We start from the raw sequence: 20,979 nt of genomic DNA on the forward strand, positions 1-20,979 counted from the left end.
CCTTTGTAGAGCCTTAGTATCAGATTTCTGTTCGTCGAGCCAAGATTTTATTCCACGCTTCCTCCAGCCCTTACCTCACGGTAAGTACCTTGCGCTTCCTTAGTGGTTGGTCGATGTGTACCCCCACAGTGGACTTTCACCACCTAGATAGTTGCCATGCCTGGCACACCAAGAAAAGCGAACCTTAACGGCTCGCATGTGGTTCCTCGTATTCTTTTACTAACTTATAGAATGTTGTCCGCTTCATATCCGCTCTTCTCATCGCTTCTGTTGCAGTAATCTTTCCAGCTTTCCATTCTGTATAAACCGAAGTGAATACATCCGTTATCTCTGCTTTAGGTCTGCCAAACTGCACTCCATTTTTTAATGCAACATCAATGCCTTCTCGTTGACGTTTCTTGATCCGCTCTCTTTCCTCTTCTGCTAACCACGATAGTATTTGTAATACTAAATCTGAAATAAACGTCCCCAAGCTATCTTGGTATTTTGTAGTATCTAACAAGGGCATATCGAGTACCACAATGTCAACTTTCTTTTCCTTGGTAATGCATTCCCATTCTTTTAAGATTTCTTCCTTATTCCGACCAAATCGATCTAACGAGTGAATGTATAGAACGTCTCCTTCCCGTAAATGATGTTTGAGCGATTGATACTGCTCCCTATTAAAATCCTTACCGCTTTGCTTATCGATAAAAATATCCCTAACGCTAATACCGACCTCTTTCATAGATTGCAGCTGACGTGCCTCGTTCTGATCCCGACTGCTTACACGTATGTAGCCAAATTTACGATTATCCATTTTCCGTTCTCCTCTCGTTTACTGTATATATTTTCCTAAAGTATATCGGAGGTGTTCGCAAATGTATACATATTAAACAAATATTCACAAATTTACTTCACCACTTTTACGAACAATATAAAAAACGATAGAATACGAGTTTGAAGGATGTCCTTGAAATGTTCGGAATTGTATACCTTTACGAAAAATAAACTAAAAGAAAAGCGAAGACACATTTAATATCGCTCTGGAAGGTAAATGCACTATATTTGAAGAATTAATTTATAAGTTTATTTGAATGGAGTGAAGTCAGTTGAATTTAAAACCTTTTACATTAAATGAGTTAAAAGATTTAATAGCAGTTGAACAAGGTGAATCTCCGTATTACTCTGGTCCTAAGTTAGTAAAGTTTTTTAACCAAGTAGGAATAAGAGATGTGTATGGCCCAAGAGGATTTACAGGAGATGGATTGAGTTCAAAATCATCTATAAGTAGAAAAGCATATGCATTGAATCGATTAGAGAAAATCAATGGTAGTATACAATTTAAAAATTTTATGGAGTATTTTGTTAATTATTTATCGTCTCAATTAGATTTAGATGAAGAGACCGAGTTTATTACAAAAATAAATAAAATAATTAAGCTAGATGGATATAGTATAGAAAAAATCGATGAGAAATATATCATTACAGGTGTCGAAATCTATGATGAGTATATTGAGGCTAAAGTCCATTTTGAGGATATTCAAAAACAAATAATTGATGAGATTAGAAAGGCAAAGTATACAATCTGGGTTGCTATTGCGTGGTTCACTGACGAAATATTATTCAAAGAGTTGGTTAGTAAAAGCAAACAAGGTTTAAATGTACAAGTAATAATATGCGACGATCAAATAAATACAAAGGGTGGATTACAGTTTAAAGACTATTTTGAAACATATAAACTCTCTCAATGGGGATGGTACGGGAATATCATGCATAATAAATTTTGCATTATAGATCTTAAGACAGTCATTAGCGGATCTTATAACTGGACAAAGAAGGCTCAATATAATGCTGAATCTATTGAAGTTAAACATGGCCGAGATTTGGCTGAACAATACGCAGATGAATTCATGAAATTAAAAGGTAAGTAGGTTTAACCTTTATTGAAATTAGGGACCTAATAACTTGATCAATGCAGCGATTCTTCACAATTGAAGATCGCCTTTTTTCTTTTGATATAACTTACCATTAACTTTAAAAATGGACTCTCTGTATTTAGTAGTTAATGGGGGTAAGTTCTAATTATCACAAATGTCATATCTTTTAACGAAGTAAAGCGTAAGTGTTCTACAAAACTCAATATCACCCATACTTTATCATACTAAAGGAACAAAGATAGTACCCCGTAGTTTTCCGAAAAGTGACAGTTTCCGCCAAGTATTAAGCGTACTTTCCTCCTAAAATTATCGTTAAGCAATACTTACTAATTTTGTAAACCAAACTGAATAAATAGTATAATAATACTAAAGAACTAAGGAGATGTTTCTATGGATAAAAATCCAAAAGGATTTGTCAAAAAACATATTAGCGTTACAGGTGGCGACATTAAAATCAACAGTGCTCCTACTTTTTTCCACTTTCAAAGGTATGATTTGATTAACCTGAATGTAAACCACTTCTACGACAGGAACAGGGCAATTATGATATTCGGAAGTATTGAGAACTGGTTGGAATGGAGAAAAGAGGAAATAGAAATTATTAAAAAACAAAGAGAGAAAAAAATTAAAAGAAGAGAATACGAAGGTGAAAGAGCATACAAAATTCCCACTTTTTCAAGTTATAAAGAAATAATGCCAACATATGTAATAGGAGAAGATGGTATTGCAAGACAACGGGAAGAGTAACTCTGACCCTACGATAAGCCTATCAGCCCAACTGTGCATTCCGATAGATATATGATAGCGATTTTATACGCCAAGTGACTATCCATAACTTCCCTACAGAAACACACCGCATATAGATGTATACTATAACGAACACATACTATATACTGGTAATCCATTTAATTAACATTGCGTTCATCCGCTAAAACGGTCGAAAAGTAATAAACTTCCGCTTAAATGAGTCTGTTTCCGTGCTTGAATGTTAAAATTTGATTAACCATTTACATAATTCCGACATTTACGGAATATCTACCAAACGAATAAACGCTTATCGAAATGACGTAATTAACCTTCGCTAACGCTCAGTTGAATCCTGCTTAGGCAGTCTTCCATAATACATTCAACGTTTATATGTTTATAGATGTGACTAAAGCTGATAAGCTTTGGTTACATCACTGAGCCGTTAGGCGAAGGTTATTAAGTTCTATTTACATATACTTTCTCTTAAGACTTAGGTACCTTGAAGCCTTGGTACGACTAGGTTTTCAAACGATTTTAGCACGGTCTTCTAACGGAAAATCCATTGTAGTAAATCGGATAACGCTAAAAGGTCTTCATTGACTTTCACATTTTGCGCTTCAAAAAAGTGTTCCTCGATTGGGTTTATGAAACGATTTAAACAGAACGCTAGAACATCCTTATGCTTGTACTTATTAGTTGCACGTAAATTGAAAGGAATAAAACAGGCTTGTCCAATGTCCAACCTGGAGGGATTATCAGATTCTTCTTTTCTAAATCCGTTCCTTTCAGTTTTTTTCTTAAAGTCCTTGAATGTTGTCCACAATATCTTTTCTGCAGGTGCCTTATGGACATTCCTTAAGAAATTATACAGATTATCCTTTAGAGATTTTACTTTTCCTTTATTATGGGAATTCTCAAACCAACTTTTTGACAAAGCTGTTTTAGCCTCGCCGATATCGTTTATTTTCCCTTCATAAATTTGGATTAGTTTTTTAAAATCTGAATGGTCCTCTTTTACCGCTGACTTCGGCTGCAGATCGTATTTTTCACCTTCCTTTACCACCGAATAATATTCGTACTGTATACTGTGTAAATCGTAATAATACTTTTGCAATTGTCCGTCAAACATATAGGTCATTATATAAACCCTATCAAACAGATCAAAAATCTTGGCCGGAAAGTTCCAAACGAATGCTACGTTATTCACTAGATACAAGTTCCTTGCTAAAGCAAAATCCCGAACAGTGCTAAACGTGGTGTCAAACTTAGGGTGTTCTTTCCAGGTAACTTTTCCACCTGCATCAACCTCAATCGCTCCGCCTTTCAGCATCATTTGGATATCGCCTTTTTTTACCTTTACTTGGGCTATTACCTCCATTACTTCATCCATAATCAGCGTGTAATTTGACCAACTAAGCAGTTCAATTAATTCTTCATCAGCCAAGGCAAACAAGGCATGTGTTGTAACTATATCTTCTCCTTTAGCAATTAACCGTTTTAACGATTCCAACTTAGTACCTGATCCGTGATTTACATTGGGCTCTTTAAAGTCCCTGTTGATAATCTCCTGTTTAATACGTTGGACTTCGTCTAAGTACGGCGTTACAAAGATAAACTTTTGATTTATTTCGGCTTCCTTCATCAACTGAATGGCGTAGCTGGTTTTGCCCGTTCCCATCATGCTATCGATTATTTTCACTATATTACCCATTTGCAATTTTCCCTTTCAACATAGAAGAATCGGGCGTACGAAAGAATCTACGGACCTCCTTGATTACGGCTGCAACATGTTCTTTTTTATGTCCAACTCTTAAAAAACGGGCATAGATTTGTTCATCAGTGAACCTATGATTCACTACCATATCGGAAATAGTGGAATGTAAATTTAAATCGTCGAAATTGTCGAATGTGTTGTAATGTAATCCATTTACATCTAAGCGGAACCAAAAACGTTTATCAGGAAATTTCTTATTCGCCTCTGCCTTGCTAAGAAAATGGACTGGTATACCTTTGATGGAATCTCCGACAATCGGCTCTTTGGAACGTTCCTTTCGGAAATGTTCACTTGGTGTAACCACCTCCAAATTCTCTCGAGTATTGTTCAATCCGTTTCGGTCTATATGGTGAACGTGCTGCCCCTCCGGATCTCCTTTAAGCAAACGATGAACATGCTTACCACGACAGATTGCATACCAAGTCCTGCTAACCTTATTCCAAATGGCACAGATGTTATAGCCTCTACTTTCTAAAATGTGAAAATCCTCGGTACTAATTGTCATCTCTAGTAATCTGTCAAGGCTTTCGATATAGATAGTTGTTGTACCATCAGCGTTATGATTAAAGTCATTCTTCAATTTCCATCAATCCTTTTCTACCAACTTTTTACTAACCTTGTTATATAGCCATTTTTCAAAGGCAATATCAATTTCCTTTTCTGTCATTTCCGTGACTTTCAATTCATTTTGTATTGCATTAATTCGTTCTTCTAGATAATCTAATTTATCCAACGGTATTTCCTCCAACTATTCTGTAGATTTATTCCACTATTTGCCCAAAAAATAAGATAACTTATTCTGCTAATTTGCTCTGTATATACTGGAGATCAATCAATACTGAATCTGTAATTCCTACTGCGCATTTAAAATGTTTTGCAAACTCCGGTGTTATTCGTTTTGTTCCCTTTTCCACTGCAGACACTAAGCTAACACTAACGTGCATCCTTTTAGCTAAGTCGCTTTGCGATAAACCAAGGTAGGCTCGTACAACCCTAATCGTTATTGCTGTTACCATTCTTAAAACCTCCCTTCACACTTAAGTTCCTTACATTAATGTAATCCGACCCATTATGTATGACCGTATCGATTTAGAAGAAAAAATTTTAAACAGTAAAAAAACGCAACCCTTGTGGCTGCGTCTAAACGATATTAATTATTTTTATTGATATGTCTCCATAAAGTAATTATCAATAATTAACATCATTTGATGTTGAGCATATTCTTCCGGCGTTATATTTTTATATTGCTCTTCAATCAAAAATAATGTTGCCAATCCATTAGGTAATCTATCATCTGAAGTCGAAGTACCAATAAAATAATTCTCGATAACATTGGCTAATCGAACATAATCCTTTTGGGGAACCCTTTTTATAAGTTGGATAAGAAAGTTTTCATTAATTACTCTAACACCTTGTTGTTCTTTATGGATAAAACCTCTTTTCTCTAATTGAGATAATGCACTAATAATTTGTCGTCTATTAAAGTGAATAATGAAGGTTTCAAAAATTAATTCAGAGTTGAACCATTCATCCAAAGAAAAGTTATTTCTAATATGTTTCCATACCTTTCTTGCAGGCGCAGAAGTACGCTTATCTTCCAACCTCTCTACACTCATAAACATTTAGTACATTAATAAATCACCACCGATTTTATTTCCATCTTACAAAATAAAAACACGTACACACAACGTCCACATAATGTGTACATAAAAAGTGAAATGTATTAGAAACGTTAAGGGCCGTTTATAGATATGAACGATTTACTAGAGGCGAAATTAACAATTGGAAGAATTAAAACGCAATTACTTGATTTAGCTGGAGAACTTGTTGCAGATGATTTAGCGGATAAAAATTATGCAATAAAGAGGATTTTAAATACCGTAGAGTATATGGATAAGCATGATGTTAAGATTCGTGATATTCAAATATAAAGACCCCACCCTTTGGACGAGGCTATCTTTGCGTTAGTCGTTTGCCTAAAGCTGTTTTTGAAATTTCTCCATAAACCTGGAAATCGCCAATTTCTCCGCAGCTTCCTTCGTATCAGCGTAACAGTTATACACACCGCATGTACCATCGTGCTCCATCGCCATGTAACCTTCATCGTAGTGAAAGATCATTAACTTATTCGGTAACCTTTTCGAAATATATGCCATCGTTTCATCGCCTCGCTTTCCAACTTCAGGAATTCGGTAGCTGACAATCGATACCTGCGAGAGTATAAGTACGTTGTGTGTCCGTTTTTAATTTCGTCGGGCTTGCGTTATCAAAGCGTTTCGGTAACGCTCTAAGGTTCTCCGTTGGGCATGTAAGGTAATTAATTCAGGGATTAAGGATTACACTTTTGAAATAACAATTTAATCCAAATGCAACAATATTCAGTGAGTAAAAATGGTACTAGTTACATATAAAAATACATAATTTGGAGGTAACATATCTTGTTCAATGCTATTTTAGAGTTATTAGAAGAACTAATTGTTCGACCTATTATAGGTATCGCACTCACCTTAATAATGATTTATGTGGTTTTAAACTATTCCGTGCCATTCTTTAGTTCGTTTAAATTTTTCGGATAATTTACATACTATTACTTTGTGGATTGCCAGGTCATTAGGTCAACCTGGTTTTTAATATTTATCGTTAATCCACGACCCTTACTCCGACGACACTATCAAATGCAGCGCGCTCATATTCGCCCGGTTTCGTTTCGACGCATAACTCATGCGTAATAGGATCAACGCGCTTTATGCGCCCAGTATAGTCCGTTGTAAATCCGTCGGTCCATACCGTTAGCCGAATCGCACGTTTATACTCCATTGCGTATTTAATGCGCAGGTCGAACTCCTCCGTCTGGTATTCGTCTAGAATCGGCTTTGCATGTCGTGCTTGATCCTTAAACATATCGCGAGTCATTGCGAATGCTTCCGGCATGAACGACGCAGGATTCCATTTTATTTTACCGCGATCTCGTATAGTCATAGCAGTCACCTCCATTATAATTATACACGAACAAACGTTCCGTTGCAGAATAAAAAAAAGACCGTTTTTTAGCGGTCCTTAGTTTTCCTTATGATCTAGTCCCTGTTACTCTTCCTATATATTCCCAAACATCCCAATTGTTTTACTTAGTCTTACTATTAAGATATTTTATATAGGCTACTAACCTCTCTATATAATAAGTAACTTCCTCCATTCCAAGATTTGAAATAAACTCATTGTTTCCATGTCTTACATCTAAAAGGTCTGCATTAATATGATTCCATACTTTTAAAGCGTCACGAGTTATTATTGGATGGGCAAAATTTTCTTTTGCTATCATTTGATCAGCTAGTTTTATATCATTTGTACCTGTTATTGACTTCATAAAACCTTCCACCGCCGAAATACATTCCCTAAGTGCATTTTTTCGTGCTTTTTCATTTCCTGCATCATTAAATAGATTAATGGCATGTTCCAAACTTGCAATAGTATCTTTGTAAACGTTGGGTATTAACGGAAGTACTTCCTCAATTTTTTTTACCGGAACTTCCACATCTTCTCGCATATTCCAATATACTTCTCCAATAGATGATTCTATAGCAATATATCCAATACCAATTCCTTCTAAGAAATCTTCAAATTCTTCTTCACAACTAAAGTGTTCCAATATTGAAGCAAGTCCATCCATTAAATTAGGAAAGCCCTTTTTCTCCAACTTTCTTAAAGTACTTATTATTTCATCGAATATATACTCGTAAGATCCATTATAAGCTGGATCTGAATTAGCTGTTGCAGCAAGTTTATGTTGTAAACCTAAAGCCATACCATTTGCTTCTTCTTGATCTTTCATTAATTGAGAATGAATAAATCCCTTTAAGCTTGAAACAAAAGAGTATGGGAATGAATTCATATAATAGTCTTCATGTGAATATGTCTTGTAGTTTGGATGTTGCTCCTCAAATTTCATTTAGGTTGGTTCCTCCCATTGTTAGAATAAAATTTTCATATAACAATTATAAGTAATCAATGTCATTTCTTCCATAAATTAGACTAATGACTTTTTGTAAAATTAAAATTTTGAACCAAGTCCTTCTTCCCTTATGTGCTAAACATCCCATTAGTAATAAAAAAATCCGCCACCAGTTATGGTGACGTTCATAGGATAACTATAAGTATTTACGTATGTTTTCTGCAACTTCTTCCTTGTCAAGATGTAGGTATTGAGTTGTCACTGCAAGATTGCTATGACCTAACGCCTTCGATATTTCAGCAATGTTCGCTCCCTTGTTTAACAAAGACTTAGCAAATCCACGTCTTAAAGCATGCGGATTTATATTACGTAAACCGTATTTTTTAGAATACTTGTTTAAACGTTTCTGAATGTTATTATGAGTCGGGCTATTAGATATAACACCTCCCTGCTTAGTAATAAATACGTAATTATTCTGTGCCCCATACTCACTTCTAATTACATTATTCTGCCGCAACAGAACCCTTAACAAGCGGTCCAATGTATCATCAAATGGTAACAGTAATTGAACGTGATTCTTCATGATAGCACCGTCTAAACGCAGTAATTTTTTCGCAAAGTCAATGTGCCTATTTTCGAGATGAACCACAGTGTTAATCCGGATACCCGTTTTAAACATCAATAGGGCGGCCGTAGCGTCTCGTAATTGAACAAAGTCACCTAAGTCTAGGACAGACAGTAACGTGCGAATTTCACGCTCTGTAGCGCCTTCCTTAACGTTACTATCAACTCGGATTGTGATAGGTCTCCAAAACTGTGTATAAATCCACCCATTGCTAAAACAACGTGACAAGAACGCCTTCAAACATTTTAAACGTATTAGTTTTGTTTGATTACTGACTTGCATGCTTGATAGCCAATCGTAAATTGTATCTGCTGTAATGTCACCTAAATAATTAATGCCAATCGTTTCCGCAAAATGATTTACTTGGATGGTGTAGTCACTAATTGTCCGTGGTCGATTACCACTGATTTCCATTTGCCGAGTAATAGTTGCGAGCGACTGTTTGATAGTCATTCGGTCTATATTGACCGTTGCATGTTGTGAAGTATTTTTGGAAAATAAACCGGTCAAGTCCCCCGAAACAGATAAGATACTCTTCTTTTTCGTCATAATAAAAATAGCCTCCTAGCATACGTCTAATTTTGGTCCAATTCGGCTTTTGACCGTTGCACTGACCGTTTCATTTGACGTTCTAGAAGGCTTATATATAGCGTTTTGGTATGTAGTTTAAATGGCGTCCCAGGAGAGATTCGAACTCCCGACCGTACGCTTAGAAGGCGTATGCTCTATCCGGCTGAGCTACTGGGACATAGTGATGTAATCAACGACAAGATTTATTATATTACCCTAGTATCTAAAAGTCAACAGGTTTTTTTGTAATTTTATAAAAGAAGTTGGGGGAAGCAATTTCCCCCATCATTTTGGTAATACAAATTCTCGAGCCAATTCCGTCATTTCCCGGCCATTTACTTCAAATACGGACAGAATTATTTTTTCCTCAAGCAAATCAAGGATCATGTATGTTTTTTCGATACGCTCACGCGGCATACGGATGCTGCCTGGATTTAAGAATAAGATATCATCGATTACTTCCGCCCCGAGCACATGCGAGTGCCCAAAGCAGACGATATCAGCATTTACTTCCTGAGCCTTATATTTTAACTTCATCAGCGAAGATTTTACAGAATACCGATGTCCATGTGTAACCAGGAACTTATGCCCCGCAACCTCTGAAGTTGTCTCCAATGGATATCCTCCGCCAAAGTCACAATTTCCCAAGACCGTCAAATAATCAGAAATTGCTTTATCGTCCGGTGACAGCTCTGAATCACCGCAATGTATCATTACTTCTACTTCGGCTTTATGCCGCTCCCTTAAGACCTCAAGCTCCTTCGTCAATCCATGGCTATCGCTGACGATTAGCACCTTGCTCATGACTGTCTGGCTCTCTCTAAAATGGAATCAAGCACCACATCCAGTTTCTTAAGTGCATTGGCACGGTGGCTGATTTTATTTTTTTCATCTGATGATAGTTCAGCCATCGCAGCACCTTGTTCCGGCACATAAAAGACCGGATCATAGCCAAATCCATTTGAGCCTCTTCGTTCTTCAAGAATCCGACCATCACAGGTGCCTGACACCGTAATCGTTTCCTGCCCCGGAACGGCGACTGCTAACGCACAGTAGAAACGCGCTGTCCTCTCCGCTTCTGGAACGTCTTTCAATTCGGTCAGGACTTTATCGGTATTGTTTTGATCGTTTTTCGGCTCGCCCGCATAGCGCGCTGAGTAGATTCCCGGCCTTCCTTCGAGCGCATCCACCATCAGACCGGAATCGTCGCCGATCACCATTTTATTTAGTGCTTGGGAGACAGCCTCCGCTTTCAAAATCGCATTTTCCTCGAAGGTTGAACCCGTTTCTTCCACATCAGGGATTTCCGGAAAATCAAGCAATGTCCGGACCACGATCCCCCTGCTGGCAAAAATATGTTCAAATTCCCGAGCTTTTCCTGGATTCTTAGTAGCAATAATAACTTCTTTCATTGTAATCTCCTCTTATTTCTTTCTTCTGCTATCGATTTTTTGGGTTATTTCCTCACCAAGGGCAGCTTTTTGTTGTTCAAATAATTCCACGATTCCCTCTTGTGCCGCATGTAACAGTTCCTGTAGCTGATCATAGGAAAACGTTGCTTCTTCACCTGTTCCCTGCAATTCAACAAATTCGCCATTCCCAGTCATGACGACATTCATATCGACCTGAGCCTTGGAATCTTCCGCATAGTTTAAGTCTAAAACAGTTTGGTTATTTTGCAAAATCCCAACACTGGTTGCGGCTAAATAATCCGTTATTGGAAACTTTGAAAATGACTTTTTCGATGCAAATGAATTTAACGCGAGCGCCATCGCGACAAATGCACCGGTAATAGACGCTGTTCGTGTTCCACCGTCGGCTTGAATGACATCACAATCAATCCAAACTGTTTTTTCGCCAAGTGCTCCAAGATCGACAATTGCTCTCAGTGCCCGGCCAATTAAGCGCTGGATTTCCATTGTCCTTCCTGAGACTTTCCCTTTTGAAGATTCGCGAATGTTTCTTGTTTCAGTTGCTCTCGGGAGCATTGAGTATTCAGCTGTAATCCAGCCTTTGCCTTCCCCCCTCATAAAATGCGGAACTCTGTCTTCGATGCTGGCAGTGCAAATCACCTTGGTATTTCCTACAGAAATAAGGACAGAGCCTTCAGGATGCATTAAATAATTGGTTTCAATATGTATCGGCCGCAGCTGCAACGGCTCTCTTCCATCAACACGCACAAAAATTTCCTCCTTCAATTGGTCTTTTTTTAAAATCGGTATTAACAGATAATACCAAATAAAGAAGAGGCGGCATTCGAGCCAACCTCTGTCATGGTCACTATATAGTATAACAAAAATAATTTTTTAAAAACTACCTGTGTTGACTTTTTCTGGACGAGTTACAGGTTCGGACAGTTTTTTACCTTTATCATTTTTGATATCTGCTTTTCCATCAACTTGGACGGCGACTTTTTCCACCCCATTTTGCTCTGTCAATGACAGTACAAGGGCATCTAATAGGGATTGGGAAATTTCTTTATCCTCCAAACCGCCAAAGATATTCTTATTAAAGTTCAAGGTAACCGTGCCATCCGCATATTTTGGAGCCTCTAATAGCTTGACGTCAGACATAAACTCCGACACCAGGGGAGATTTTCCACTCGGTCCTTTGATTAATTGATTAACAACCGCTACATAGTTATCCTTTTCATTATTACTTACCCGGCGAGTAACTGGCACAAAGTAATAGGAGCCCTCTTCGCCGCCAACATAATAGACGGTTAATGGTTTTGTATTGGTAATATCAACCACATCGGTTGTATCCAAATTAATTCCGCTGGCCCTTGAAAGATGTTCACTGATAGGGGTTCCGTTGACCGGCATTTCGGTCAGTTCATGGCCATTCATTTTAAGCTTGACTGAATTAATATTATTAAATTGTGTCAGCGTCCAGGTGACCGATTGCAGGATCTTCATCTCATCTTCAGGCTGATAATTCTTAAATTCCTTCGAGAAGTCAACGGTAGCGACACCATCTTTACTTATATCAACAGTAGGCACAGTGTCCTCAGGCAGGACGGCACGAAAATGATTCGGGAGCATGTTGGTGACAGCTCCGTTGGCTACTAAATATTCAAGCGCCTGTTTGGCGACTGAAGTAGTTTTCGGCAGATTCAATGTTTGCGGTACAACATAGCCGTTTTCATCAATAAGATAAAGTTCTGTTTTTACCGTGTTTTCAACCTGACCTTTTTCTTTTGCAGCCGTTTCCTTACTAGCTTTTTTATCACCGACAGCCACGGTTTTTGGCGGATCAATTTTCTTTTTTGTTTCCCCGCCAAACAAGCCGCAGCCAGAAAGCATCACGGTTGAAGAAAGCACAGTCACACCTAGAATCTTTGCTTTATTTTTCGACACATAAATTCCCCCCCAAGACAGTTTGTACTATCATGTATACGAGCCCGGCGAAAAAATAGACCGCCTTCTGAAAGAAAAATAGGTTATTTTTTAAAATAAATTGGGGTGTCAATTGGGGTGTCAGGCACCGCTCGTGGACAAATGTCCGCCTGGGGTGGACATTTATATTGTAAAGCAATGAAAAAGAGCCCCTCCGATTGAAAGGGACTCTAAATTATAGTTTAATTTTTTTCACATTGTTAATCGGTATTCCGAGCCACTGTGAAGCGATTTTTGAAAATAATCTTCTGGAACCGGTCGTGTAAAATTCATGCTCCGGCATCTCTTCACCAGTGTCGAGCTGCCCGTTATATTGAAGGATGGCACTTGTCTCATGGGCCGTCTCATCACCAGAACTAATAACGCTAACTTTTTCACCCATTACCTTATTGATAAGCGGCTCGAGTAAAGGATAATGGGTGCAGCCTAAAATGAGTGTATCTAAATTTTGGTTCTTTAGTGGCTTTAAGGCTTCATCAACAATTCTTTCGGCAATCGGTCCCTCAAATTCGCTGCTCTCTACTAGAGGAACAAACTTTGGACAGGCATGACTCGTGACAAAAAGCCTGCTATTAAGCGATTTCAATGCCTTTTCATAAGCGCCGCTTTTCACAGTTCCCTCTGTGCCGATAATACCGACCCGATAGTTTTTTGTCCGCTTGATGGCCGCCCGCGCCCCTGGATTAATTACGCCAAGTACAGGAATCGTCAGTTCCTTGCGAATTTCATCAAGGGCAGCCGCCGTTGCCGTGTTGCAGGCAATAACCAGCATCTTAATATTCTTTTCTAATAAAAAAGTAGTTAGTTCCCAGGTGAACCGCTTTACTTCCTTCGAAGTCCTTGGGCCATAAGGACAGCGCGCTGTATCTCCCAAATAGATGATTTTCTCGTTTGGCAGCTGCCGCATCACCTCTTTGGCAACAGTTAAACCACCTACACCTGAATCGATAACACCAATTGGCTGCTTCAAACTTCTCGCCTCATTTAACGCATTTCCTGATGCAGTTTCATCATGCTGCTTTGAAGAATTTGAATTTCTTCTACTGAGAAATTCACTAATACTTCCTGCAAATACACTCGCCGCTTCTTGATCACTTCATCAATAATTCTATTGCCCTCTTCAAGCAAATGAATTCGCACCACACGGCGGTCGCTCGAATCCTTTACCCGCTCAACGAGCAAATTTTTCTCCATCCGGTCAACGAGGTCAGTGGTTGTACTGCAGGCCAAATACATTTTATTGGAAAGCTCCCCAATGGTCATATCGCCATCCTCAAACAGCCATTGTAGGGCAACAAATTGTGGAGGAGTAATCTTATAATTACTTAACATTTCTCTTCCTTTTTGCTTGATGATTCCTGAAATATAGCGCAAATCCTTTTCAATATTTGCGACAATATCCCCATTCACTTGTTGTGAATTTTCCAGTTTCATTTAATATACACTCCTAATTTATGCTGCTCTTCAAGACTTCTTTATAGAAATAAAGCCCTTTTTCCGATTTAAATATCGAAATAGCTTTTACTTATTTTCTACTTTTTTCGCTAAAATTTCAAGGACAACTTGTTGAAAAACCAGCATTCAAAAAAGCTTCCAATTTTGTTAACTTATTGGCAAAATAACCTCAATAATCGTTCCATTCTCATCGCTCCAGAAATGGAACTTTCCATTATGATTTTCAATAATCTGTTTAGAAATCATGATTCCCAAACCAGTGCCAGCCTCTTTTGTTGTGAAGAACGGCTCGCCAATCCTTTTTATAATTTGCTGGGGGACTCCATTTCCGGTGTCTTTAATATATATCTTAATCTTATCAAGACCATATTGTTTTATCTCAATCGTGATGATACCGCCATGATTCATCGCCTCGATGGCGTTCTTTATGAGATTAATAAATACTTGTTTTAATTGGTTTTTATCACATCTAATCAGTAGATCTTCACGATCATTTTCAATTTCAATTTGAATATTATTCATAATTGCCTGTGTATCAATGAGCGTTTTCACATTATAAATTAAAGTATTAAAATTCTCTTTTTCAAATTTTAACTCCTGTGGTTTGGCAAGCAGCAATAACTCACTGAGAATAATTTCAATTCTTTCCATTTCCGATTGGATAATAGTGAAGTATGTTTTATTATCCACTTGAGCTTCCATTAACTGCAAAAACCCTTTTATCGCAGTAAGTGGATTGCGCACCTCGTGCGCGATGCCTGCTGCGAGCTGTCCCGCAATCGTTAATTTTTCTGAGTTAAGTAACAGCTGCTGTGTTTTTTTCCTTTCCGTTATATCCCTAAAGATGATATGCCGGGCAGGCTTATTTTCATAAATGGTAGGCATGCCTTTTACTTCTGCCTCAATAATAGTGCCATCCAAACGGATCAGTTTATACTCAATAAAATCCATTGCAGCTTCATTATTTAAAATTTCAGCCCGCTTTTTTGCTGTATCGTGTAAATCAGGGTGCAGGATATCTAAAAGCTTCTTATCTAAAATATCCTCCTTTTTAGAAGCACCTAATAATCTCCTGCCCGTTTCATTAATAAATAACATGTCACACCCTCTGGCAATAATCACCGCGTCGGGTGAATTTTCCACTAAATCTCGATACGTGTCTTCACGTTTTTCTGCCTCTTCTTCGGCTCTTTTTCGTTCCGAGATATCCCTAATGACACAAACCATTTCTACTGCCAAGCGGGTATCAGGATCAACAATTGGTTTACAAAATATTTCCACCCAAATAAAACTTCCGTTCTTTTTATTAATCCGATACGACCCGTTCCCATTTTCTTGGTTGATGAACACAGCTTTAAGGTCCGCATATGCCCTATCCCGATCTTCAATATGTAGTAAAGAAAAGCTATTACGGCTTTGTAATTCTTCACGAGAATAGCCAAGGATATGTTCACATGCCGGCGAGACATAAAGAAGTTCCCCTTGTAAATTTGTGCTAATAATCATATCAAAGACATTTTCTGTCAATGATCGATGGATTTCCTCCATTTTTCGTAGTTCTTCTTTTTTCCTTTTTAATAGGGTAATATCCTTTGCTACTCCATAAACCCCAACAATTTGGTCATCCACGCTAATCGGTATATTCGTCAAATTTAGGTCAAGGGTTTGCCCCGCTTTGTTGGTCATCCTGCAATCGAAATTATGAAATTGACCTAATACCGCTTTGTGAAAATGGTGAAATACTTTATCAAGGCTTCCAACAGGAATAAGCGATTGGAGTTTCATGCTAGCAGCCTCTTGTGCTGAATAGCCTGTTAATTTCTCATATGCCGGATTTACTTGAACAAAGTAACCCTCCAAATCCATGGCGAAGATTGCATCTTGGTTGCTGTGCAGCAATGTTTGAGACCTGCTTACATTTTTCTCAAGATAATTTTTTAAAAGGAGCCTCTTTTCATTTTTACTTACTTTAATAGAACTGTTCATCTCTCTTTACTCAGTTCCTTCCCCTTTAAAATTTTTCCAACCGTATGTAAAAAAGCCAAGATAGGACAACGTCCCATCCTGGCTTAAGTCTAGCACGACCGAATTGTCCAGCTCAATTTCGCCCTATGCTGCTTGTTTTAAGAGCAGTATGATGGCACATTTATCGAGAGAATGCATTATTTTCTTTTATCCCAATATTATAGTATCGAATTTTATTAGAATAGTCAAATATTTACAAGCTATTTAGATTTACTAACTTCATAATAAGAATTATTCCAAAATAAGTTTTTCAATCAAAATAACCGGCCTCCATAAATGGATGCCGGCCATGTCTAAAGTTCTAGCTCTCCCATTCGAAGGAGCTCTACAACTGCTTGTGAACGCCCCTTGACACCAAGCTTTTGCATGGCGTTTGAAATATGGTTCCGAACCGTTTTTTCGCTTATAAATAATTCACCAGCGATTTCCTTCGTTGTTTTGTCTTGTACTAACAGTTCGAATACTTCTCTTTCTCGTTTGGTGAGTAATGGCTTGTGATTATAATCGTTCTCCTTCAAGTATTGTAACCCTCCTTGCCTTCGCCAGTAATGAATCGTGGGGTGGGTATATATTTAGTCACCATATCTTATGTGAAGGGTACAATTGAAGTGACTATATTTGCTTTGAGGAGAACGATTTTATTAAAAAAAATCCGATTATATTCCAACTTTTTTGCAGTTGACAAGCAAATTTCTCATTTCCTCTGTCCACACAATCCCTCTGCCCGTCCTTTTCGATATTTGTACCATCGTTCCTCTGCCAACAAACCCGGCTGACCCATCTTCTTTTTTCGCCAGATAGTGTAGGTCAACAGACGAATTCCCAACAGATTGTGCCTTCACATAAATCGTTAGCTTTTCATCGAAAAAGATTTGCTGTAAAAAATCACATTGAAGATCGGCAACCACAGGAATCGTTTCACTTTCCGGCCGGGTCCATTCCTGCATTAACCCGATGGCTTGAAAAAATTCAATCCTGGCTGCCTCGAAATAAACGAACGGAACCGTGTTATTCATGTGCCCAAACATATCCGTCTCAGAGAAACGAACCGTAACTGGGGTATTAAACTCAAACTCCTGCTCCCATTGATGAAAATCATCGATGTAGGCTGCTTTTGCCATTTTGACAAACTCCTTCGTAATTATGAATGATTGTTCATTTGATTTCTTACCTTATATAATTATTTACATAAAATAAGGAATTTTACAATATTTATTGCGCCAAGGTGAAATTGATTCAGTAAATAATTGAAAGGGTTCCTGAAATGATACAGGAACCCTTCAAATCATGAATATGTTTTTCTTTTTCTAAATAAAAGGATGCTCGCACCAACTAATAGGAGGATTCCTCCTGCTAAGAGATAGTTATAGATTGTGGTTGCCGTAGAAGGCAGTCCATGATTTGAATCCACTGTTGGAGTCTTGTCATGTTGGTCCGGATTTGTGTTTCCGTTACCTGTTCCCGGCTGACTGCCATTGTTTTCACCTGGATTGTTAGTTCCCGGATCTGTTCCCGGTTGACCGTCATTGTTATCACCTGGATTGTTAGTTCCCGGATCTGTTCCCGGTTGACCGCCATTGTTATCACCTGGATTAGCGCCACCGTTCTCCTTTTCACCAAGCGTTAAAACATAGGTGCTAAGAGCCGGAATGGTAATTTTGTCGCCATTTATCACTTCGATAGCCTCGGTACCTGCTTTGACACCATTAACAATCAGCTTCCAGCTGCCCGTTTCCGGTAAGGTAACCTCTACAGGATTGCGATTAGCATTGTAGGCAACTGCGATTTTTTCCGCTGAATCGCCATTTGCATGCCCGTCAAGATAGAAGGCGACAGAGTTTGCCTTCGTATCGATAAATTTCAAGTGCTTTTTAATATCCGCTGCCGTTGTCAACCGGAATGCCGGGTGAGCCTTGCGGACCTGCACTAAGCCTTTAAAATACTCCACTTCGGCAGCAAATTGACTGCGCCTTGTCCAATCTAATTGGTTCACTGAATCCGGTGCGTTATAACTGTTTTCGTTGCCGCCTTTTGTTCTCATAAATTCCTGGCCGGCATGGATAAATGATGTTCCTTGTGAAGTTAAGACAATCGAAGATGCTAATTTATGCATTTGTTTTAACACATCATCACTATCATTTGGATTCGTCTTCTTCAATTTATCCCACAATGTTAAATTATCATGTGCTTCAACATAGGTGATGGTTTTACTAGGTTCATCAGCAAAGGTTTTAATCGTGTCGCTATATTCAATACCACCGACAACTCCCTTTTTAATTCGGTTCTCCATGCCTGTCTTTCCATTAACAAACCCTTTATCGAGCTCATCGAAAACACTGCCTTTTAAGCCATCGCGAATATCGTCGTTAAAATGGGCAATGCCTTCCATCTTGGTCGCATTCTTTTGATTTGCCTTAAGCTCAGGATCGAGCGGTGTATTTAAATCCCATCCTTCACCGAGAACGATAATCGACGGATCAATTTTATTTAGGGCAGCACGGACTTGTTTCATCGTTTCAATATCGTGAATTCCCATTAAGTCAAAACGGAAACCATCAATATGATATTCTTTCGCCCAATAGGTGACGGAATCGACAATGAATTTACGCATCATTTTATGCTCTGATGCTGTGTCATTACCGACGCCCGTTCCATTTGCAAGTGTGCCGTCCTCGTTATAACGGAAATAATAACCCGGCACTAGCTTTTGAAAATTTGACTCTCCGGCATTGTACATATGATTGTAAACGACATCCATAATAACACGCAGATTATTATCGTGGAGCGCTTGAACCATGGTCTTCATTTCATTGATCCGTACGGCTGGTGTGTATGGATCTGTCGAATAGGAACCATCCGGCGCGTTATAGTTTTTCGGGTCGTATCCCCAATTAAATTGCGGCTGACCCAGTTTGGTTTCATCGACAGTATTATAATCGTACATTGGTAAAATTTGAACATGGGTGATGCCTAAGTCTTTTAGATGACTCAGCCCTGTGTTGAAGCCGTTCGGCCCTTTTGTGCCCGCTTCTGCAACGCCAAGGAATTTTCCTTTATATTGATTACTTACACCGCTGTCAGCTGAAATCGTCAGGTCTCGGATATGTGTTTCGTAAATAATTGCATCCTCCGGATTTTTTAATGCCGGCTTTTTGCTGTTCCAATTTTGCGGATTGGTTGCCGCTGCATCCATTACCGCTCCTTTATCACCATTAACCGAAACGGCTTTTGCATATGGATCGACCGCTTCATTCCAAGCATCGCCAATTTTCACCTTATAGGTATAAAGTAAGCCCTTTTGATCACCGGGTAATTCAGCAGTCCAGGTGCCTTTTTCAGAACGGGTCATCGTGATTTCTGTACCAGTTTCTGAATTCCATTTTTCATAGGTTACTAGTTTTGCTTCGCTGGCCGTTGGCGCCCATAAACGGAAGTTTGTTTTTTCCTTAGAATAGTTATTTCCAAGGTCAGCACCTGAATAATAGAATTGGTCTTCAAAAGACTTGCTGCCAATTACTTTACCCATTTGAACGGTTGCCTCACCAAAGCCTTCTTTGCTTACCTTATAAACTTTAGACAAGTCCAAGTCTTTTTTGGTAGTCAACTTCACTTTATTGGTTAATCCGTTCGTTAACTCCCCAATCGGTGCAACATTTGCAATTTCAGCCCCGGTTAACTTAATGCCTGCATTTTCAGCATCACTCAAAGCAAACGGGAAATTGGTTTCAAATGTAATTTGATTTAGCTCATCAATCGCCGCCTTGACAATCCTCGGGTTGCGGTCAACCTTAGCCGGATTATCAAATATCCGGGCTTGTCCTTGAGCAAGCCAAACCTCGGCCTTTCCGTCGGCGGTAAATTTGGTGATAAATCTGTCACCATCTGTATCTTTGGCTGACCAGTCTTTTTTTCGGACGATAAAGGCTACTTTCGTCGCCCCATTTAAGTTAGAAAGCTTGATCGTTCCTTGCTTTCCGTATGATGTTTCATTGGATAATGACAATGCTTGACCATCGGATTTATCGGTCCATACCCAAATATCCCAATCATCATAATTAAGATCGAAACGGTAATAGTTGAAGCTAACTTCTAAATTATCGTATTTTGGTATATCGCGGTACTCTCCGTCAGGCGGACTGGTGTATACCTTATCATCACCATTCTTTATCCAAACCTCATCAGTTCCGTACCAAATCTGATCAATTATCCGGTCGCCGCCATCCTTTTCCCAGGCATCGGTACGGACAATAAAACCAACACGATTAAAATCGCCATCAAGCTCTACATCTGCCACTTTGCCAAACTTGTCTTGACCGGTAAATGGATATACCTTGCCCTCCTTGCCATCTCCCCAAACCCAGAGATTCCAATCCTTTGTATCACCTACTTTTGGCTGATAATGAATTTTTACCTTGGTTGTTACTTTTTGTTGGGCCACACGGACGTCCACTTTTCTCTCATCGAGTGCATGGAAAACAAACACATATTTATCAGAGTTCTCTGGTGTAAAGGTGAGG

General features: G+C 38.7%; 23 protein-coding genes, 1 tRNA gene and 1 pseudogene. 3 read left to right on the forward strand and 22 right to left on the reverse strand.

The features are described 5' to 3' along the window. Nucleotides 1-184: 184 nt before the first annotated feature. Nucleotides 185-799, reverse strand: a complete 615-nt coding sequence (locus tag ACIQCO_RS22030; protein ID WP_400432696.1) for a recombinase family protein — start codon at nt 797-799, stop codon at nt 185-187. Between the two features lie 292 nt (nt 800-1,091). On the opposite strand from ACIQCO_RS22030, the gene ACIQCO_RS22035 reads away from it, so the two are divergent. Both ACIQCO_RS22035 and ACIQCO_RS22040 read left to right on the forward strand, forming a co-directional pair. Beyond that, nucleotides 1,092-1,913 (forward strand): phospholipase D-like domain-containing protein, encoded by an 822-nt coding sequence (locus ACIQCO_RS22035; RefSeq protein WP_400432699.1) that lies wholly within the window; start codon nt 1,092-1,094, stop codon nt 1,911-1,913. A gap of 396 nt (nt 1,914-2,309) precedes the next feature. Further along, nucleotides 2,310-2,666 (forward strand): hypothetical protein, encoded by a 357-nt coding sequence (locus tag ACIQCO_RS22040; RefSeq protein WP_400432702.1) that lies wholly within the window; start codon nt 2,310-2,312, stop codon nt 2,664-2,666. Between the two features lie 547 nt (nt 2,667-3,213). Here the strand turns inward: ACIQCO_RS22040 and ACIQCO_RS22045 are convergent. From ACIQCO_RS22045 to ACIQCO_RS22065, 5 genes are all read right to left on the reverse strand, one after another. Then, entirely contained in the window at nt 3,214-4,377 is a 1,164-nt protein-coding gene (locus ACIQCO_RS22045; RefSeq protein WP_400432705.1) for a DEAD/DEAH box helicase family protein, read from the reverse strand. After that, a complete protein-coding gene (locus ACIQCO_RS22050; RefSeq protein ID WP_400432708.1) occupies nt 4,370-5,020 on the reverse strand; it encodes an HNH endonuclease in 651 nt (216 codons plus the stop codon). The genes ACIQCO_RS22045 and ACIQCO_RS22050 overlap by 8 nt, the downstream gene beginning before the upstream one ends. Before the next feature lie 6 nt (nt 5,021-5,026). Beyond that, nucleotides 5,027-5,173 carry a hypothetical protein gene (locus ACIQCO_RS22055; RefSeq protein WP_400432711.1) on the reverse strand — a complete coding sequence of 49 codons (147 nt, stop codon included), beginning with the start codon at nt 5,171-5,173 and terminating at the stop codon, nt 5,027-5,029. Nucleotides 5,174-5,234: 61 nt separating this feature from the next. Further along, nucleotides 5,235-5,456 (reverse strand): helix-turn-helix transcriptional regulator, encoded by a 222-nt coding sequence (locus tag ACIQCO_RS22060; protein ID WP_400432714.1) that lies wholly within the window; start codon nt 5,454-5,456, stop codon nt 5,235-5,237. Between the two features lie 144 nt (nt 5,457-5,600). After that, on the reverse strand, nt 5,601-6,041 hold the full coding sequence (locus ACIQCO_RS22065) for a hypothetical protein (protein WP_400432717.1): 441 nt from the start codon (nt 6,039-6,041) through the stop codon (nt 5,601-5,603). A gap of 150 nt (nt 6,042-6,191) precedes the next feature. Between ACIQCO_RS22065 and ACIQCO_RS22070 the strand changes: the two genes are divergently transcribed. Continuing rightward, entirely contained in the window at nt 6,192-6,371 is a 180-nt protein-coding gene (locus ACIQCO_RS22070; RefSeq protein WP_400432720.1) for a hypothetical protein, read from the forward strand. A gap of 45 nt (nt 6,372-6,416) precedes the next feature. Here the strand turns inward: ACIQCO_RS22070 and ACIQCO_RS22075 are convergent, their stop codons facing one another. The 16 genes and pseudogenes from ACIQCO_RS22075 to pulA form a co-directional block, all read right to left on the reverse strand. Next, nucleotides 6,417-6,596: a hypothetical protein gene (locus tag ACIQCO_RS22075; RefSeq protein ID WP_400432723.1), complete on the reverse strand. Its 180-nt coding sequence runs from the start codon at nt 6,594-6,596 to the stop codon at nt 6,417-6,419. 484 nt (nt 6,597-7,080) lie between these two features. Beyond that, nucleotides 7,081-7,419 (reverse strand): YolD-like family protein, encoded by a 339-nt coding sequence (locus ACIQCO_RS22080; RefSeq protein ID WP_400432726.1) that lies wholly within the window; start codon nt 7,417-7,419, stop codon nt 7,081-7,083. Nucleotides 7,420-7,561: 142 nt separating this feature from the next. Further along, complete coding sequence (locus tag ACIQCO_RS22085; RefSeq protein ID WP_400432728.1) at nt 7,562-8,386, reverse strand: hypothetical protein; 825 nt, start codon at nt 8,384-8,386, stop codon at nt 7,562-7,564. Nucleotides 8,387-8,585: 199 nt separating this feature from the next. Next, the gene (locus tag ACIQCO_RS22090) at nt 8,586-9,563 is read right to left on the reverse strand and encodes a tyrosine-type recombinase/integrase (protein ID WP_400432731.1); all 978 of its coding nucleotides are present in this window, start codon (nt 9,561-9,563) and stop codon (nt 8,586-8,588) included. A 122-nt stretch (nt 9,564-9,685) separates the two neighbouring features. Next, nucleotides 9,686-9,762 (reverse strand) — tRNA-Arg (locus ACIQCO_RS22095). Between the two features lie 107 nt (nt 9,763-9,869). Then, entirely contained in the window at nt 9,870-10,388 is a 519-nt protein-coding gene (locus ACIQCO_RS22100; protein ID WP_400432734.1) for a metallophosphoesterase family protein, read from the reverse strand. Beyond that, nucleotides 10,385-10,996: an XTP/dITP diphosphatase gene (locus ACIQCO_RS22105; RefSeq protein ID WP_400432737.1), complete on the reverse strand. Its 612-nt coding sequence runs from the start codon at nt 10,994-10,996 to the stop codon at nt 10,385-10,387. The genes ACIQCO_RS22100 and ACIQCO_RS22105 overlap by 4 nt, the downstream gene beginning before the upstream one ends. 12 nt (nt 10,997-11,008) lie before the next feature. Continuing rightward, complete coding sequence (gene rph, locus ACIQCO_RS22110) at nt 11,009-11,764, reverse strand: ribonuclease PH (RefSeq protein WP_400432740.1); 756 nt, start codon at nt 11,762-11,764, stop codon at nt 11,009-11,011. A 126-nt stretch (nt 11,765-11,890) separates the two neighbouring features. Next, complete coding sequence (locus tag ACIQCO_RS22115) at nt 11,891-12,943, reverse strand: GerMN domain-containing protein (protein WP_400432743.1); 1,053 nt, start codon at nt 12,941-12,943, stop codon at nt 11,891-11,893. 214 nt (nt 12,944-13,157) lie between these two features. Further along, nucleotides 13,158-13,952 carry a glutamate racemase gene (gene racE, locus ACIQCO_RS22120; RefSeq protein ID WP_400432746.1) on the reverse strand — a complete coding sequence of 265 codons (795 nt, stop codon included), beginning with the start codon at nt 13,950-13,952 and terminating at the stop codon, nt 13,158-13,160. A gap of 14 nt (nt 13,953-13,966) precedes the next feature. After that, nucleotides 13,967-14,416 carry a MarR family winged helix-turn-helix transcriptional regulator gene (locus ACIQCO_RS22125; RefSeq protein ID WP_400432749.1) on the reverse strand — a complete coding sequence of 150 codons (450 nt, stop codon included), beginning with the start codon at nt 14,414-14,416 and terminating at the stop codon, nt 13,967-13,969. 168 nt (nt 14,417-14,584) lie between these two features. Then, nucleotides 14,585-16,423, reverse strand: a complete 1,839-nt coding sequence (locus tag ACIQCO_RS22130) for a PAS domain S-box protein (RefSeq protein ID WP_400432752.1) — start codon at nt 16,421-16,423, stop codon at nt 14,585-14,587. Nucleotides 16,424-16,755: 332 nt separating this feature from the next. Further along, the gene (gene gerE / locus ACIQCO_RS22135; RefSeq protein WP_007087335.1) at nt 16,756-16,980 is read right to left on the reverse strand and encodes a spore germination transcription factor GerE; all 225 of its coding nucleotides are present in this window, start codon (nt 16,978-16,980) and stop codon (nt 16,756-16,758) included. Nucleotides 16,981-17,118: 138 nt separating this feature from the next. Next, complete coding sequence (locus tag ACIQCO_RS22140; protein WP_400432756.1) at nt 17,119-17,583, reverse strand: acyl-CoA thioesterase; 465 nt, start codon at nt 17,581-17,583, stop codon at nt 17,119-17,121. A gap of 164 nt (nt 17,584-17,747) precedes the next feature. After that, nucleotides 17,748-17,873 (reverse strand): LPXTG cell wall anchor domain-containing protein, encoded by a 126-nt coding sequence (locus tag ACIQCO_RS28230; protein WP_407937473.1) that lies wholly within the window; start codon nt 17,871-17,873, stop codon nt 17,748-17,750. A 213-nt stretch (nt 17,874-18,086) separates the two neighbouring features. Continuing rightward, nucleotides 18,087-20,873 (reverse strand): annotated as a pseudogene (pulA, locus tag ACIQCO_RS28235) (type I pullulanase); the annotation flags it as partial. Nucleotides 20,874-20,979: the final 106 nt, after the last annotated feature.

This window comes from Neobacillus sp. NPDC093127 (assembly GCF_044754175.1).
In the GTDB taxonomy this organism is placed as follows: Bacteria; Bacillota; Bacilli; order Bacillales; family Cytobacillaceae; genus Neobacillus.